Here is a 16,889-nt window from a genome sequence, read left to right as displayed (position 1 = left end):
GCCTGTGGGGAAACTCTGGCGAGTTCTTGGCGCATCCGATTCAACATCGGCTGCGGTGTCGTCGAGTCAGGAGCTTACGCGGTCGCTCAATGCAGTTGCGGCTGTCGCCAATCCTTCAAAAATACTTTCGGCCACCGCGCGGGGGAATTCAGTCGGCAATAGCGCGCTGACTGTCTGGATGACTTCAGGTGTGCGCCGCACCAGATCATCGATGAGTGCCTCGGCGCCACGGCCGTCAGGCGAGACCACGCCTTGTTCGGCGCCCATGGTCAACCAATGCCTGCGTTGGATCGCTGCCATTCGATAATGCGCGTTCTTTGACCGCAAGGCCATGGCCATGGCCATCTTCACCTTGAAGGGTGATATCTGGCCCGCGCCAGTACCCAGCACGGGGTAGGCGGAGAGTACGTCGTAGAGCGGCGTCAGGGCGTACGCACCGCCGGGACGCAGCGCGATGCTGAAGTTCTTGGCGTGTCCATCGGGGGCCCTGAGCATCCAGAACAGCACTTGAGCTTGAAAGAAGCACGACCTGTCGCGTTCCGGTTCTTGTGCCGTGGCGAGCAGCTTCAGGATGGCGCGCATGCCAGGTCCGCCGTCAGCCTCGTATTTGAGGTGAGGCGCAGTGCCGGTTGCCTGGCATATATCCTCCTGAGGCAACCGGATAAGCCAGCGTTCGCCGTTCGGATCGTGCCACCACCGTCGATCAAACCGCTCGACCGCCAACACTTTCATGTCTTCGAACCGAAGTGGCGTGGTTCGGGCGACGGGCAGACCATAGGCGCGAAGGATCTCTGAGCACAGCCACTCGTTCTCGACGGAATCGCTCATGTCTGCGTTCATGCCACCCACCTGGCCTAGCGGCAGCTTGAGAATATGCGTGGTGGGCGTCGCGCCATGAGGCAGACACCACTGGCCCTCCACGTGGAGCAGGGCGGTCTTTTCCTGCGCGCCGGCGATCGAGATGCGAAAGTCGTCGTCCTCACGATCTCTGCCTCGCAGCGGTGCCGGCTTCAGGGTGCTGCGCAGTAGCTGTGCGACGTCGGATTCGGTCAGCCGCGTCCCTTGTATTGTCCGTATATTGTCAGGCGTCGTTGCCTCGGGCAGGATTTGCAGTGCGCCCACGCAATCGCGGCCTATCTCGGCCAGCAGCGAAAAGGCGTCTATCGAGCCAGCCTGAAACCTGCGCGCAACGCGCTCTCGAATTTCCTTGCTATCTGGAAGCAGATTCTCGAAGTAGTTTCGAACGACAGTACCTCGATGCGGCTTGTTGCCCGGGAGAAAAGGCAATGACAGCGATAACGGACGGCCCTGATCCGATGCTACCCAGGTCTCGTCATACTGAAGCACATCGCCTGATGGGTGAATGCTCCATGTGCCCACGCAGGTGCCGTTCATCCACAGGCGCAGCGTTCGATGAAGTGAACTGCGAGCCATGGCTTACCAATTCGGCCCTGTGGATACCGTGCTCGACGCAGGCTTACCACCTTGTCGCAGGACTAGCTCTGCACCAAGAATGCTCAGCAGCTGCAGGAGGCGGTCGAAGCCGACCGTGTCGGCATTGCGCTCCATCGCGGAGTAGGCCTGCTGGGTAATGCCCAGGCGCGTGGCAACGGCAGCCTGCGTGAGCCCCGAGTCTTTGCGAAGCGCGTGCAGGAGGGCGGGAAGCTGCTGAGCGGTTCGGACGGTGAAGTCGGCCATACAAGCCTTGCGTTGTATTTCACTTAAACAAATTATAGGTTGTGATTCGTCAGGCACTCAATCCAATAAACAAATTATAGTTTGTTATCTGATTTTACAAGCTACAGTTTGTTGACTGTGAGCTGATCAGCCTCGCCTCCTTTTGCCAACAGCATTTCATTCGCTGGCTACCCGCGTGAATTCTCACCCGTCGGCCTGGTCAGGCCGCCTTAGCCATCGCGGCTGGCATGTAGGCGTTCGAGCGCAACCGCATCGGCGTTCTTCGCAGGTATCATCGCCGCATCCGCGGCGGGCGATCCTTGCCCGCGACGACCGGGTGATTCGACGCCCAGATGGTGCCCCCTTTGACTACGCAGAAAGATTCCCGGCTCGCGTTTCTCGACGTGCCGGGCGAGATGGCGCGGCTCATGCGCGAGAAGGACTGGGCGGATACGCCGCTGGGTCCGGTTCAGGGGTGGTCGTCCGCGTTGCGCTCGGCCGTCTCGATATGTCTGGGTTCGCGCTTTCCCATGGTGCTCTACTGGGGTGAAGCCCGCGCGCTCATCTACAACGATGCGTGGTCGCCAGTGCCTGGGCGCAAGCATCCCTGGGCGCTGGGCCGTCCTGCGGCCGAGGTATGGGCGGAGATCTGGGACATCATCGGGCCCATGTTCGATCACGTCATGTCCACGGGCGAGGCCACTTGGTCTGAGGATCAGTTGCTGCCATTGAACCGGTACGGCTATGTCGAGGAATGCTACTTCTACTACAGCTACTCGCCGGTGCGCGGCGAGAATGGCGATGTGGAGGGCATTTTCACGGCGGTGACGGAGACGACGCTTCGGGTGCTCTCGGAGCGGCGCGAGCGCCTGCTGCGTGAAGTCTCGGAGCAGACGTCGCAGGCACGCACCGCGCAGGAGGCCTGCACGGCCGCGGTCAACGCGCTGACGACGATGCCGGAAGAGGCGCCCGTCTGCCTGGCGTATCTACGCGAGGGCCCGAGCGGCTATCGGCTCGTGGCGTCGGCAGGGGTGGCTGCCGGAAGCGATCTCGCGCCGGTGCAGGTAGACGGCTCGGGCGCTGCCGCGCCCTGGCCGTTGCAGACCATGCTGAGCACGGCGCGCGCGACGCCGATGGGTGGGCTCGCGCCGCGGTATCCGGACAGCTTGCCACGCGCGCCCTGGCCCGAGCCGATCGAGGAAGCCGCGATCGTGCCGATCCAGAGCGCCAGGGCAGGCGAGCCCCATGGGTTTCTGGTATTTGGCATCAGCGCCCGACGGCGCTATGACGCGGCCTACGGCACACTGCTCGAGCGGGCTGCCGCGCACGTCTCGACAGCCATCAACAATGCCGAGGTCTACGAGGCAGAGCGCCGGCGGGCCGAACAGCTGGCTGAGCTCGATCGCGCCAAAACGGTGTTCTTCTCGAACGCCAGCCATGAATTCCGCACCCCGCTGACCCTGATGCTCGGGCCGCTGGAGGACATGCTGGCGCGGGATCCCGACGCATCGGGCGACTTGCGCGTGCCCCGCGAGGACATCGAACTCGTCGGGCGCAACGGCCAGCGCCTGCTTCGTCTGGTCAATACGCTGCTGGACTTCTCCCGCATCGAAGCGGGCAGCGTGCGCGCGAACGTCGAGCCGGTGGACCTGAGCGCCTGCACGATCGAGCTCGCGCGCAGTTTCGAGATGGCCATGGAGCGCGCCGGCCTCACGTTCCGTGTGGTGTGCGAGCCCTTGTCGCGTCCCGTCATGGTCGATCGGCAGATGTGGGAGAAGATCGTTCTCAATCTGCTGTCGAACGCCTTCAAGTACACGTTGTCGGGCCATATCGAGGTGCGCCTCACCGAGCGCGTGGGTGCCGTCCTGCTGCAGGTCGAAGACTCGGGCGTGGGGATTCCGCCGGAGGAGCTGCCGCGCGTCTTCGATCGGTTCCACCGGATCGAAGGGCAGGTGGGCCGCACGCATGAAGGTACGGGCATCGGGCTGGCCCTGGTCAAGGATCTGGCGGCGCTGCATGACGCCACGGTCGACGTCCAAAGCCAGGTCGGCGTCGGGTCCGTCTTCACGGTGACGCTGCCTTTCGGCACGGCGCCCGCAGGGGATGGGGCACGCGCCGAGCCTGCCCTGTCGTCGACGGCGATCGGTGCCGAGACCTTCGTGGCAGAAGCGCTGCGCTGGCTGCCGGATGCTGGCACCGAGACGCCCGTGGTCGACCTCACGCCAGAACCCGAAACCGAACGCGAGCAAGGTCAGGGCGAGCGGATCCTGCTTGCCGACGACAACAGCGACATGCGCGGCTATGTCGCGCGTCTGCTGCAGGCGAGCGGCTACCGCGTCCAGGCGGTCGAGGACGGGATCCAGGCCGTGCAGGCGGCGCTGGATGACCCACCCGAGCTGATCCTGTCCGATGTGATGATGCCGAATCTCGACGGCTTCGGCGTGATCCAGGCGCTGCGCGCCGATGCGCGCACCGCCGAGCTGCCCATCATCCTGCTCTCGGCGCGGGCGGGCAGGAGGCGGCGATCCAGGGCATCGAAGCCGGGGCGGACGATTATCTCGTCAAGCCGTTCAGCTCGCGCGAGCTGCTGGCGCGCGTCGAAGGCGCGTTGCGGTTGGCCCGACTGCGCCGCGAAACCGCGCTGCGCCTGGGCCGGGACAACGAAACCCTCACGCAGACCGTCGCGCAACGCACGCGGGAGCGGGACCGGATGTGGGCGGTGAGCCAGGACCTGATCGGCGTGGCTGACGACCGCGGCGTCTGGCTGTCGGTCAATCCGGCCTGGACGCGGGTGCTGGGCTGGGACGCCGAGGAGATCGTCGGACGCACCTCCGAGTGGATGGAGCACCCGGACGACATCATGAAGACGCGCTCGGAGATCGGCAACCTGGCCGACGGGCGCACCACGTTCGATTTCGAGAACCGCATCCGCACCAAGGACGACAGCTACCGCACGCTCAACTGGACGGCGGTGCCGGAGAACGGGCTGCTGTATTGCGTGGCCCGTGACGTGACGGACCAGCGCCACATGGAGGACGCGCTGCGCCAGTCGCAGAAGATGGAGGCGGTCGGCCAGCTCACCGGCGGCCTCGCCCACGACTTCAACAACCTCCTGGCCGGCATCTCAGGCTCGCTCGAGCTGATGAAGTCGCGCATCACGCAAGGCCGCGTCACCGAGCTTGATCGCTACCTGGTGGCGGCACAGGGGGCATCGCGCCGGGCGGCCGCGCTCACGCATCGTCTGCTGGCGTTCTCGCGGCGGCAAACGCTCGAGCCCAAGCCCACCGTCATCAATTCGCTCATCATGGGGATGGAGGAGTTGATCCGGCGCACGGTAGGCCCGGCCATCCACGTCGAAAGCGTGGCCGGGGGCGGCATCTGGAACGTGCTCGTCGATTCCAACCAGCTCGAGAATGCGCTGCTCAACCTGTGCATCAACGCGCGCGACGCCATGCCGCATGGCGGACGCATCACGATCGAGACGGCCAATCGGTGGCTGCACGAGCGCGCTGCCCGGGAGCGTGACCTGCCGCCCGGGCAATACGTGTCGATGTGCGTGACGGACAATGGCGAGGGCATGTCGCGCGAGACGGTGGGCAAGGCGTTCGATCCTTTCTTCACCACCAAGCCGATCGGCGTGGGCACGGGCCTGGGCCTGTCGATGATCTACGGCTTCGCGCGCCAATCCGGCGGCCAGGTGCACATCTACTCCGAACTGGGCAAGGGCACGACGGTCTGCATCTACCTGCCGCGGCACCTGGGCGACGCGCCAAGCGAATCGCCGGCCACCACGGAAGCCCTGGCCAAGGCCCGCGCCGGGCAGACCATCCTCGTCGTCGACGACGAACCGCTGGTGCGCATGCTGGCCATGGACGTGCTTGAAGAGCTTGGCTACACGGTGATCGAAGCTGGGGATGGGCAGTCCGGTCTGGCGGTGCTGGATTCGGACGCCCGTATTGATCTGCTCATCACCGACGTGGGCTTACCCAATGGCATGAACGGCCGGCAACTGGTCGACGCAGCGCGCAAGCTGCGTCCCGGCCTTCCCATCCTGTTCGTCACGGGCTACGCCGAGAACGCCGTCCTGAACCACGGCCACCTGGAACACGGCATGAACATCATGACCAAGCCGTTCGATCTGGAGGCGTTCGCGCTCAAGGTGCGGGACTTGGTCGCAGGGTGAGGCTCAGTGGGTGGCGCACTGGCGGCGAAGAATGCGAGGACGCCGCGCCATGCTCACATGCTAAACACCCATGGGTAAGTCTGGGGCCCTCATCCCGAACGGCAGGATAGCTTGTTGGAAATGACACCAAGCCACTGGATGGGCTTGAGACACCAAACTATATTGAAGCGTGTCGTCCTCGAAGTGCGATGCAACGGTACCCGCACGCACAGGTTCTGGATACGCAAATTGGAACTGATAACGTGCTTCACATACGATAAGGCTTTCTTCATCACCGGCTGTCGAGCCCACTAGCCACACGTCGACCAAAGCAATAGGGGGAGCGTCATCTGCCTCGGGTATGGCGAGAGACACCTCTATTTTCCGGTCGACCTCCATCGACACGGGGTTTGAAGTGTCAGGCCAGTCGTCAGGATCTACGTGACCCTGGAATGTCACCACGCGCCAACCAGCCAGCCGGGGATGCACGTCAAGTTTCGCCATCACATTATGTTCCTCGTGCCCATTCAATCAAGAGCTGGGGTACTGCTCGAATGAACGAGTCGAACGCACAGGTCTTGTTCTTCCAGCAACCGGTCCTCTAGAAGATCTGATGTCCATAGATCGCTCGTCACTATTAGCGTATTCAACATGGTCGATCTTGAAAGCAAATCGCCGTCGCACGATTCTCATGGTCTCGGAATGCGTTTTCTTTTGATGAGATATTTTGCTTGCCGTCATCACAGATATCCCTTTCATCGCCGCCAATTCGGCGAGAACCGAGGGGCTTCTTCGCACCAGTCTCAACAAAGTGTCCATCGACTCAGACTGAGCAACCTCGTCGTTGACATACTTGCTGAATGCCACTGGCCCGCCACCGAACAGCTGGGCAGCGTCAGCCTGAGTCAGGTGATACTGTTCAAGCAACGCCTTAATTTCCGTGCCAGATAGCAAGCCGTCGACACTTTTTCGAAATGCCGTGACCGCACGGCGGTTTTTTTTTCCCTGCTCAGATCCGCTTTGTTCGATCTCGCAAGCATCGCAGACCAGAAAGTACTGCGGGACTGCTGACGTCACGCCCTTGTAGGTCACATCAAGTGGGTCGCATTGCTCAACAATGTGACCCTGTCCGCAGATTTCACATACGGAAGAATGAGTCATGGTTATCTCAAGATGACAGGTGCGTGGACACGAGCAGCAATAGTTTGCCACCGCGCCCGATGGCAAACTTCACGTAGTAATTGATCGACAAGGTCTGGTCCGTACGCAAATCGTACTCACGCCGTTTGACTCTGTAGGCATCGCATGCCGCCAAAGACTTAGGACTCACTTCACACCATTCGGAGTCGTGATAATCCGACTGGTTCAGCGAGCAAATCAGGTCTGCAACATCCTGATGGTTTGACCCAAAAAGATTCGCAATGTCACGTCGACATTTTCGAGTAACGATAGTCAGGGCTTGAACAGAGCTGGCAAGTGCCTTGACTCTACCCAGATCGTATAGCGGCCCCGCGATTTTCAACACGCCCTCTATGGGAGGTGCGTCACAATACTCTGATACGACTGATCTTACCATCATGGTATGCGTTCAGTGGCGCTGAATGTTACTTGATGTCGCAGTCTATCGGAGACTTCGCGACAACGCATTTGCGCACTTCGCAAAGCAGAGTGATGCAGGGGCGTCTTGTGCGGCCTCAGGTGTTTGACGCCCCTGTCGCTAGCCACATCGGATTCGCCTCCCCCTTCCGCACCCGCTCAATCGCCTCATCCATCCCTTCCCACGCCGGCTGCCCGGCCAGTTCCGTGCGCAGATACTGCGTGAGCGACTTCAACTGCGCATCACTCAGATAATCCTTGAACGGCGGCATGAAGCCTAGCGAGGGATCGGCGGGTGCCTGCACGCCTTCCAGCACGAAGCGAAGCAGATTGTCCGGCTTGTCCAGATACAGCGTGGAGCCCAACCACAGGGGCTGCTGCGCGCCGAAGCGTTCGCCCTGAGGGGCGGCTTCATGGCAGGCGACGCAGGTCATCGCGTAGATGCGCGCGCCATCGGTGTCCAGGCCACGCGTGGCTTCGGCCGCCCTGTCGTTGGCAGCCTTGCGCGCGTCTTCCACGGCTTGGGGCGATGCCTCGCCCGTGTACGAGGCAATGTACCGAGCAATGGCGCGCACATCGGATTCCGGGATCACCGAGGTGCCGTGCGCAATCACCGGGGCCATCGAGCCATTGGCCGTGCCTTGGTCAGCGGTGTGGCCATGGCGCAGGTACTGGAACAAGGCCTCTTGCGTCGAGGGCACGGCAGCCGGCGCGTCGGCGTTGAGCGCAGGCGCATGCCAGCCGTCCACGTCGCCACCGGCCAGGAAGTGCTTGCCGTCCTTTTCCGCGCCCAGCGCGTTGCGCGGCGAATGGCAGGCCATGCAGTGGGCCGCGCCGTGCACCAGGTAGGCGCCGCGGTTCCACTCGGCATCCTGGGCGGGGTCGGGCTGGTACACGCCCTTGTCCAGGAAGAGCAGATTCCAGCCGGCCACCAGCGCGCGCTGGTTGAAGGGGAAGGGCAGGTCAGTCTCAGGCGGCGAGACGGGCTCGGCCGGGCGCGACATGAGGTACGCGTAGACGGCGTGGATGTCCTCGTCCGACATCTTCGTGAAGGCGGTGTACGGAAACGCCGGGTAGAGATGGCTGCCGTCGCGCGCCACGCCTTCGCGCATGGCGCGTGTGAAGGCCGCCAGCGACCACTGGCCAATGCCGTGTTCCGGATCGGGCGTGATGTTGGTGGAGATGATCTCGCCGAAGGGCGTCTTCATCACGTGGCCGCCCGCGTAAGGCGTGCCGCCGCTGGCGGTATGGCACTCCATGCAGTTGCCGGCGGCGGCCACCAGGCGGCCCTGCTCCACCAGCGTGGTATCGAAGCTGTCGGCCTGCGGCGGCGCGATGGGCGCAATGGCGGCGCGCCAGGCGTAAGCCACGAAGCCGCCGATGCCCAGCACGATCAGCAGCACGACGATGAGGGTGTACTTGCGAAGCCGGCTCATGCGGTCCTCCCGGCCTGATCCTGGTCATTCTTCTGCGCTTGCAGCGCGTCCATGCCTGCCTTGACCCGTTCGGGCAAGAACGGCGCCTCGCGCAGCCGCACGCCGGTGGCATCGAAGATGGCGTTGGCAATGGCGGCGGGGCCCGGCACCGAGGCCGATTCCCCCGCGCCCAGCGGCGGATTGCCGTTGCCCGGCATCAGCACCGCGTCGATCTGCGGCACCTCAGGGAAGGTCAGGATCGGATAGCCGCCCCAGCTGCGATCCGTCACCCCGTGCGCATCGAAGTGCACGTGCTCCTTCAAGGATCGGCTCACCGTCTGCACCACATTGCCGTGCACCTGATGGCGCACGCCGGCCGGGTTGATCATCTCGCCACAATCGTGCGCCACGGTCACGCGCTCGACCCGCACGTAGCCCGTGGCAGGATCCACCAGCACGTCCGCCACCCAGGCGCACCAGGCCGCACCCGTGCCGGGAAACGCGCCATGCACGTATTGATGCTGCGAGAAGCCACGGCCCGCCAGCAGGCCATCCGCGCGACGTGCCTGCGGGTTCGGGCGCGCGCGTGGCTGCCAGCCGGCCCGCTCGGCCACGGCCTTCGTCAGGGCGATGGGCCGGGGGTCTTCCATGAACCGAAGGCGGAAGGCGATCGGGTCCTCGCCCGCGGCCACCGCGAGCTCATCCATGAAGGATTCATGCGCGAACACGTTCGGCAGTGCCGCCACGCCGCGCAGCCACGAGGCCCGCACGATGGGCGGCATGTCGCGGGCCACGATGCGCTTGTCCTGCACGCGGTATTGCGGGATGGCCGTGCGGTCGCCCATCTCGAAGACGAGCGGGTCCGCATCGGCCTGGCCCGTGTAGAGCGAGGCCATGAGCGGCGCGCCATTGGAGGGGTAGCTCACCCGGAAATCGTAGGCCAGCGTGCCCGCTGCCGTCAGCCCGCCGTGCACCTGCATCAGCTGCGCCGTACCCTTGGGCTCCCACTGGTGCTCGTCTTCGCGCATGTATTGCAGGCGCACGGGGCGGCCCGCCTCGCGTGCCAGCAGCGCGGCCTCCGCACTGACGTCGTCAGCGCAATTGCGGCCATAGCAGCCGGCCGCTTCCAACCGGCGCAGACGAATGCGCTCCGGCGGCAGACCCAGCAGCTTGGTCAGATCCTCGTGCAGATTGTGCGGATTCTGCGATCCCGTCCAGATGGTGACGCCATCGTCTTCCCAGTGCGCCACCGAACACGACGGCCCGATCGAACCATGCATCTGATAGGGCCAGACATAGGTGGCGCGCTGGATGATGCCATCACCGTTCAAGGCGGCCTGCACGTCGCCTTCATCGGCCAGCTCGCGCAGCGAATCCGGATTCTTGTCCAGCACCGTGGCCAGGTCGCTCATGTCGCGCAAGGCAGGCACGTCCGCCCACGTCACGGCAAGCCGCCGCGACGCCAGAATCGCATCCTCTTCGCGTTCTGCCAGCACCCCCAGCACGTCACCCAGACGCACGATGCGCACGGCGGGCTTCAAGTCGCCCAGGGAATCCGCGTCGTACGACCGCAGCACGCCGCCCACGAAATCGCCGGCGTCGCGCCCCGGGTACGGCGGGTGAATGAGCCGGGCGTGCAGCATGTCGGGCAGACGCACGTCGTGTACGTAGATGTCGCCGCCCGTGACCTTGGCCGGGATGTCCACGCGCGGAATCGATTGACCCACGATGCGATAGGTAGCGGGATCCTTGATGGGCGCATCCTCATCCAGCGCCATCTCCACCTGACGGCCTTCGAGCAGCTCGGCGTAATCCAGCGTGGCGCCCGTGGCCGGATTGCGGATCTGGCCGTCGCCCACCGTCAGGGTGGCGGCGTCCACGCCCCAGCGGGTGGCAGCGGCATTCACCAGATACGCGCGGGCCTGGGCAGCCGCACGCCGCATGGGCACGGCCGCCGTCTGAATCGAGGCGCTGGCAATCGTCGGGCCCTGGTTGGGCGTACGGTCGCTATCGCCCAGGACCATGCTGACGCGCGCGAGCGGCACGTCCAGCTCCTCGGCCACGATCTGCGCATAGGCCGTGCGAAGCCCGGTGCCGAGGTCCACATGGCCGTTGTGCCCAATGACGTTGCCTTCGGCCGTCACCGCGATGAACGACTCCACCCGGTCGCCCGGCACGAGCTTCACACCCGTGTCACCGCCAGGCCCCGCAGCGGCGTACGCATCCTTCATGAGAGGCAGCGGGGCGGCGTAGGCCACCAGCACATAGCCCATGCCCTTGAGAAACCCGCGTCGCGTGGTCTTCATGCCGGGGCTCCCTCATCCGAGCCATCGGCAGGGCGGCCCGCCGCGCGGCGCACCGCCCGCAGAATCTCGATGTGCGTGCCGCACCGGCACAGGTTGTGGGCAAGCGCCTGGCGAATGGTGGCGTCATCCGGACGCGGATTGCGCGCGAGCAGCGCCACCGTCGTCATGATCATGCCGTTGATGCAGTAGCCGCACTGCGCGGCCTGCTCGTCGATGAAGGCTTGTTGCACGGCATGCAGCGCGTCGCCCTGCGCCAGCCCTTCCAATGTGACCACCGGCCGGCCCGTGATTGCGCCGGCAGGCACGCTACAGGAGCGCGCCGCCTTGCCATCGATAGTGACCATGCAGGCGCCACACTCGCCCTGACCGCAACCGTACTTGGGCCCGTTCAGGCCCAGATCGTTGCGGAGGATGTAGAGAAGGGGCGCATCGGCGCGTGCGGTGACGCGGTGCTCCTGGCCATTGACGGACAGGGTGAGTGGAGCTGGTGTCATGAGCAACTTGTAAAAATTGCCCTTGAACCCGGCGCGCGTCGTGCGTGAAGGCGGCCTGCACACATGGCGGCCCAGAGAGAACAAGGGCGCGACGGCAAAACGCCGTCATGCTAGACAGCAATTCATGTGCCATAGTGGTGCATGAACTCGCCCGTCACCCCGATCAACCCCGCCACATGTCGCCGTTTCGGCTAAATGAAGACATGAGTCGTTGAAGTGTCGCTGGCGACGACATAAGCTGAAAACAGGCAGCCGAGCTGATTCCCAACCAGGCGATGCTGATCAACACCCTTCCGCTACTGGAGGCCAAAGACAGCTCGGAAATCGAGAACATCGTCACGACGACCGATCAACAGTTCCAGTATGCGCAGGGCGGCGACAACGCCGACCCTGCCACTAAAGAAGCTTTGCGTTACCGCGTGAGTTGCTGGCCAACTGGGAGCGCTTTCTGCACAACCAGACCGATCTGGATCCGTTGATCCGTATGGCCGTTGGCCACTACCAATTCGAGGCCATACACCCGTTCACTGATGGCAACGGCCGCACCGGCCGCGTGCTCAACATCCTATACCTCATACAGGAAGGGTTGTTGAACCTGCCGATCCTTTACCTGAGCCGCCATGTCATCGCTCAGAAGGCCGACTACTACAGACTGCTGCTTGGTGTGACGCGCGACGGTGCCTGGGAGCCCTGGCTACTTTTCATGCTGCAAGGCGTGGCCGATACGTCGAAATGGACCACGGGAAAGATCGCGGCCATTCGCAAGCTGGCCGAGCACACCACCGAGTATGTGCGCACGCGCCTGCCGAAGATCTACACACGCGAGTTGGTTGATGTCATCTTCGAGCAGCCCTACTGCCGCATCGGAAACCTGGTGGACAAGGGCATTGCTCAACGTCAGGCCGCTTCGCGCTATCTACACGATTTGGCCGACCTGGGTGTGTTGCGCGAAATGCCGCTTGGAAAGGAAAAGCTCTTCATACATCCCAAGCTGATGCAATTGCTCAGTCGGGACACCGACCGCTTCGAGACGTATGCATGAACACGGAATGCGTGACAGGAGCAGCCAAAAGCATGGGTTAATGCCCAGCCTCGCGTTGATCAAGGAAGCCGTCCTGAAGCAGGTACCCCTGGGTATTGATCGCCGACGGGCGCAACGCACGACAAAGCCCGGCTATTCGCGTAGACGTAGAAGTCGTCTCGCTGCCTCCGAGGTCGACGCAGGCACTCGCCTGGACTGCACCACGATGGCCAGCGCGGCGAGTTCCAGACCGGCGTCAAATATCGCTTTTGCGCTGCCTGCCCTGATCGCGGCGCCGGCGGGATTGCTGACCCCGCACCGCTCAAGCTCGTTGATCACCTCGTCCTTGGAAAACCTGCCTTGTGAGTGCTTTTCGAAGAGTTCGTAGTAGTCGACGAAGGCCTGCTTGCCCACTGAGTTCAGCCGTCTGACGAGCTTGTCGTGATCCATAGGATGCAATCCATGTTTGCGGTTCTGGCGAAGTAGTCTGCGATGCCCTCAACCGTTCTCCAAGCCTCCCGGCTCGTCTGTCGCTACATCCCTCGCGAACCGCGTCCGCACCAGTTGCCGCAATGCCGGCACCTCAGGGTCGAAAGCCTGCTCCATGCGCCGCACGTGCTCGACGAGCCAGTCGATCATCGCAGGCCAGCTTTGTCGGTCGTGGCCAGCGAATGGTGCTGCGCACTCAATCAGCGACACCTTCTTGTCATCCATACGGCGCCATATCAGTGGCCCTCCGAATGCAGCCTCTAGTTCGGCTCGGCGCGAAATGAGATAGTCGAACATGGCCTTGTTGGCTTCCTTGGGTCGAGCGCTCAGCGCAAAATCCACACGGGCCTCGTCGCGATTGAAAACCATGGAGTAGTGCACTCCGCTCATTCCGGAACCAGCATTAAGCCAGTGGTCGCGACCAGGGCTGACGTTGCTGTACAGCGTCACTCCTCGGGCACGCAGTGCCTCGAGCGCAGCGTGCCAGAACTCTGCGCGAAGCTGATGCCGTGTCGCCAGCCCGCGCTCTGCCGAGTGCTCTTCGTCCTCTTTCTCAGAGATGCCAATCATCAGTTCTTCGGCTTCGGGCAGTGGAATCACTTGCTCGACGGTAAGGAAAAGGTCCTGACCGTCCTGGAAGGGCGTGGCTCGGAAGCATTTCACAAAAACCCGGTGTTTGAGCAGCCACAACACGGTGGACGTCACTTCCTTACGGAACTGTGCTGCAACTAGAATCAGTCGTTGGTCGTTACCGGGATTCAGCACGACGTCGGCGAAGGCTTCCTCCTGCAGAAACTCGCAGATCAGCGCCTTCGCATCTTGACCTGGGTTCGCCTTGTCCAGGTACTTCTGGAAGATCTCTGCGATCTGCGATTTAGATAGGGTGGAGCAGTAGGAGGCGTACTTCAACGCTTGCCAAACCACATCCTTGCCCGAATCGTCCAGCTTGTTCTCGATGATGACCAGGTTGCCGTCTTTGTCGATAGCAAGCAGATCGAGCCGCTCGCGTGTGTCGTCGAAGCCGTCGAACTCTTTCTGGATGATCAGCAGTTCTTCGCCTAACGCGTCGGGCTGATTGGCAAGCCATTCTTGGAGGTGATGTCTTTCCGTAAAGCCCAGCTCAGAAAAGCGCACTTCCTTGAGCTTGGTGATGCGATTGGACGCGTGGTTGATGCGAAACATGTGGTGGGCCTGTGATGTCGGTGCTTCTGCGTTTTGCTGACGGCGGGCAACGCCATAGTACCGGAGTGCGAACATCCAAGAGCGGAGTAAACGAACGAAGCGCGTTGACGCAGACTGAGTCAACGTCGCCGGGCTTCACGGTTATCATTCCGCACCCCTGGCCGGCGGAGCTGCTCCCTGTCGCTGGCACCATACAGAAAGATTCTCGTCTTGCCTGAGGGACGTCTCGGATCAGCTGGCTCAGGCCGTGCGCGGGATGGAGTGAGCGGACACGTCGCCTGGGGCAGTTGCTGGCCGTTGTACGTCCCGCGTAGAGGCACAAGCCTAGCTTAGCGGGCCGCGCCCGGCCTTAATTCTCAGGTTTACGGCTGCCGCTGGGTTCCGGTGGCGGCTCTACCAGCAGCGTTGCTGAGCCCTTGTTACTACAGACCCAATCGGGGTTTCCTTTTCTAGACTTGTTTTGATGCACCTCTTTAGATCATTTCTCGCAATCGTCGTTGCTTCGGCCGCCGGTGTCTGCAATGGGGCCGTGGCCAGTGACCGTACTGCGTCTAAACATGGGTTAGTAGCCGTGGAACCCGACGTGTCCGTTGATCACACTCGATGGAAGCTGACCCCTGACGTTGCGGTAGGGTTATCTGCCGAATGCAGGCCGGCGTCGATCTCAAAGTTTATGGGTTGGCCGAGCGGCCTTGCTTGTCCCGAGCCGCGCGTCTCTCTGTCGGCGCGAGGCGGAGCGCAATACACGCTGGAGTACGAGGGAGAGCGGTTGCCATCGACGCGCTATGCATGGCAAACCTCTGATTTTTCCAGAAAAGCATCGGCCGTTGAGGATGCACTTGCTGTCACTCTATACAGACACACGGTGTCGGTTTTTGACGGCAAAATTAGCGAGAGCCAGGCCGGAAAATTCAATCTTCTCCGGTTTGCTGAAGAAATCGGTCGTTTGAAGAATGTTGCGAAACGTATAGCGCAAGCTCAAATTCGCGAAAAACAGAACGAACTAATCGTTAGCTTTTTCGTGCTTTTCGTTGGCGGAATTCTTATTGTTGTAACGCTTTGGCAGGCTGCACGTTGGGCGCGTGGAAAAAGTAGCGAGAAGATAGAACATCTGCGCAGGGCGAACCAGCAGCGAGAAGATGCGAAGATCATCCGTCATGCTGGAATCGACGAGGCGACAAGGCATGCAGTGCGCGCGGGGCTTTCGCAGGCTAATGAGGTGGAGATTGCTGCCCTACGCAAGCAGATCGTCGCCGCGGTGGAAGCAGGCGAAACCGAAACGGCCAAAACCTTAATGGGTATCTTGCAAAGATTGGAGAATAGCGCCGACGACGGTTGAATGCGTCGGGTGTTGGCAATCCCAATCCTCTTCAATTGCCAGAAGTGGCGCACGTCACGGTGGCCTTGCAACGGCGTGTGATTGTGTTTGCCTACGCCATCACGTGGTCTCAACGTTGGCGTTCGCGCTCAACGTATCTATCCACCCATCCAGGCTCCATCATCAAGCGGATGTTTCTTCGGATGCCCCCAATGATTCCGCTTAGGTCGATGAACGAGAAGTAGCGCTTCTGCAGCGCTGCCATTCTCTCTTCATCAAACTGGCTTTCCTGCACTAGCTCTGCAATCACGGAGGGTAGGCTAAACTCCAGTTCGAACCATCTTGCGCTGTTCTTCTCCACGGCCGTGGGAACGAACTTCCATTGACCTTTGGTGCCTTGCAAGACGCGGCATGGCAGGGTGTCGTTCTTGAACGCTGACGCGGGAAGCGGCTGGCGACGCAGAAGATGCAAAGGCCACCGCCCATTGAGCATGCCAAAGTAAGAGCCTTGAATCCTGCGACAGTACAGTGTGGCGGGGCCTCTCAACAGGGCCTTGCCGCGGTCGGTGAGAACATCCGCAGTGTCGTCGTTCCCCAGGAGGGCTCCTGCAAGGCGCTCCCTATAGTACCGCCGCACCTTGCCTATCGTGTCTTTCGACGCTGCTGAGTGTCGCGGACTTATGCAGTCGTCGCCGAACTCGTAGATGGCGTCAATCAGCGGCTGGATTGTTGGGATGTTTTCGTACTGAATCAGGAAGACCTGATGCGCGACTGCGTACTCGACTGCCCCCTTCGTGTAACCCGATGTCGAAAAAATGGCAGCGGTGTAGTTATAGCGAGCGGACTGTAGTGTTGCTCCGCTTCTCGTCACCGTGCTGAAGTAGTTCTCGGAGATGTCTTTCAAAACACCAACGCAGTTGCGCGGCACCTCGATGCCTATTGGGTTGCGCTTCGCATAACACTTCGCCTCAACCATTAGGTTCAGCGGATACATGAAAGCCGGGGAGTGTCTCCAGGTGGCGAACGCATCAATCTGGTGCCAGCTGCCTCTGCCGCGTACCTCGAGGCCGGACTTGCCCATCCTCATATGCGCGGTTGCCGGCATGGCGTGCGGATCGTAGACGTCATAGCCGACTTTCCCCAGCAAGTGGAGGACGGCCTCTTCCAACAAAGCGCCCCTGATCTGTCCCAGGCTTGCCACGCCTCACCCCTAGGTCACTGTAGGTATC

The 16,889-nt window shown here is 62.2% G+C and carries 14 protein-coding genes; 5 read left to right on the top strand and 9 right to left on the bottom strand.

Features of this window, described 5'->3' with window-relative positions; genetic code table 11:
- Positions 1 to 66: 66 nt before the first annotated feature.
- The gene (locus IMZ29_RS03950) at positions 67 to 1,434 is read right to left on the bottom strand and encodes a type II toxin-antitoxin system HipA family toxin (protein WP_253206768.1); all 1,368 of its coding nucleotides are present in this window, start codon (positions 1,432 to 1,434) and stop codon (positions 67 to 69) included.
- A 3-nt stretch (positions 1,435 to 1,437) separates the two neighbouring features.
- On the bottom strand, positions 1,438 to 1,698 hold the full coding sequence (locus IMZ29_RS03945; protein WP_216180754.1) for a helix-turn-helix domain-containing protein: 261 nt from the start codon (positions 1,696 to 1,698) through the stop codon (positions 1,438 to 1,440).
- A gap of 344 nt (positions 1,699 to 2,042) precedes the next feature.
- Between IMZ29_RS03945 and IMZ29_RS03940 the strand changes: the two genes are divergently transcribed.
- Entirely contained in the window at positions 2,043 to 4,400 is a 2,358-nt protein-coding gene (locus IMZ29_RS03940) for an ATP-binding protein (RefSeq protein ID WP_216180753.1), read from the top strand.
- A complete protein-coding gene (locus IMZ29_RS03935) occupies positions 4,397 to 5,860 on the top strand; it encodes an ATP-binding protein (protein ID WP_443083791.1) in 1,464 nt (487 codons plus the stop codon). The genes IMZ29_RS03940 and IMZ29_RS03935 overlap by 4 nt, the downstream gene beginning before the upstream one ends.
- Positions 5,861 to 6,370: 510 nt before the next feature.
- On the opposite strand, the gene IMZ29_RS03930 is transcribed toward IMZ29_RS03935, so the two are convergent.
- From IMZ29_RS03930 to IMZ29_RS03910, 4 genes are all read right to left on the bottom strand, one after another.
- On the bottom strand, positions 6,371 to 7,000 hold the full coding sequence (locus tag IMZ29_RS03930; RefSeq protein WP_216180751.1) for a type II toxin-antitoxin system MqsA family antitoxin: 630 nt from the start codon (positions 6,998 to 7,000) through the stop codon (positions 6,371 to 6,373).
- Between the two features lie 533 nt (positions 7,001 to 7,533).
- On the bottom strand, positions 7,534 to 8,871 hold the full coding sequence (locus IMZ29_RS03920) for a c-type cytochrome (protein WP_216180748.1): 1,338 nt from the start codon (positions 8,869 to 8,871) through the stop codon (positions 7,534 to 7,536).
- A complete protein-coding gene (locus IMZ29_RS03915) occupies positions 8,868 to 11,156 on the bottom strand; it encodes a xanthine dehydrogenase family protein molybdopterin-binding subunit (RefSeq protein WP_216180746.1) in 2,289 nt (762 codons plus the stop codon). Before IMZ29_RS03915 ends, IMZ29_RS03920 begins: the two co-directional genes overlap by 4 nt.
- Positions 11,153 to 11,650 (bottom strand): (2Fe-2S)-binding protein, encoded by a 498-nt coding sequence (locus IMZ29_RS03910; RefSeq protein ID WP_216180744.1) that lies wholly within the window; start codon positions 11,648 to 11,650, stop codon positions 11,153 to 11,155. Before IMZ29_RS03910 ends, IMZ29_RS03915 begins: the two co-directional genes overlap by 4 nt.
- Before the next feature lie 275 nt (positions 11,651 to 11,925).
- On the opposite strand from IMZ29_RS03910, the gene IMZ29_RS23475 reads away from it, so the two are divergent.
- Positions 11,926 to 12,129 (top strand): Fic/DOC family N-terminal domain-containing protein, encoded by a 204-nt coding sequence (locus IMZ29_RS23475; protein ID WP_305852507.1) that lies wholly within the window; start codon positions 11,926 to 11,928, stop codon positions 12,127 to 12,129.
- Positions 12,075 to 12,692: a Fic family protein gene (locus IMZ29_RS03905; protein ID WP_305852506.1), complete on the top strand. Its 618-nt coding sequence runs from the start codon at positions 12,075 to 12,077 to the stop codon at positions 12,690 to 12,692. The genes IMZ29_RS23475 and IMZ29_RS03905 overlap by 55 nt, the downstream gene beginning before the upstream one ends.
- 132 nt (positions 12,693 to 12,824) lie before the next feature.
- Here IMZ29_RS03905 and IMZ29_RS03900 read toward each other — a convergent pair whose 3' ends face one another.
- Both IMZ29_RS03900 and IMZ29_RS03895 read right to left on the bottom strand, forming a co-directional pair.
- Positions 12,825 to 13,121, bottom strand: coding sequence for a hypothetical protein (locus tag IMZ29_RS03900; RefSeq protein ID WP_216180741.1), 297 nt, complete (start codon positions 13,119 to 13,121; stop codon positions 12,825 to 12,827).
- Positions 13,122 to 13,169: 48 nt separating this feature from the next.
- On the bottom strand, positions 13,170 to 14,342 hold the full coding sequence (locus IMZ29_RS03895) for a DUF4268 domain-containing protein (RefSeq protein WP_216180739.1): 1,173 nt from the start codon (positions 14,340 to 14,342) through the stop codon (positions 13,170 to 13,172).
- 583 nt (positions 14,343 to 14,925) lie between these two features.
- Here IMZ29_RS03895 and IMZ29_RS03890 point away from each other — a divergent pair.
- Positions 14,926 to 15,681, top strand: coding sequence for a hypothetical protein (locus IMZ29_RS03890; RefSeq protein ID WP_216180736.1), 756 nt, complete (start codon positions 14,926 to 14,928; stop codon positions 15,679 to 15,681).
- A 109-nt stretch (positions 15,682 to 15,790) separates the two neighbouring features.
- On the opposite strand, the gene IMZ29_RS03885 is transcribed toward IMZ29_RS03890, so the two are convergent.
- On the bottom strand, positions 15,791 to 16,861 hold the full coding sequence (locus tag IMZ29_RS03885) for a hypothetical protein (protein ID WP_216180733.1): 1,071 nt from the start codon (positions 16,859 to 16,861) through the stop codon (positions 15,791 to 15,793).
- Between the last annotated feature and the right edge of the window lie 28 nt (positions 16,862 to 16,889).

The sequence above is a fragment of the Verticiella alkaliphila genome, assembly GCF_018904615.1.
GTDB classification, from domain to species: Bacteria; Pseudomonadota; Gammaproteobacteria; order Burkholderiales; family Burkholderiaceae_B; genus Verticiella; species Verticiella alkaliphila.
This window is presented reverse-complemented; position numbering and strand designations above follow the sequence as displayed.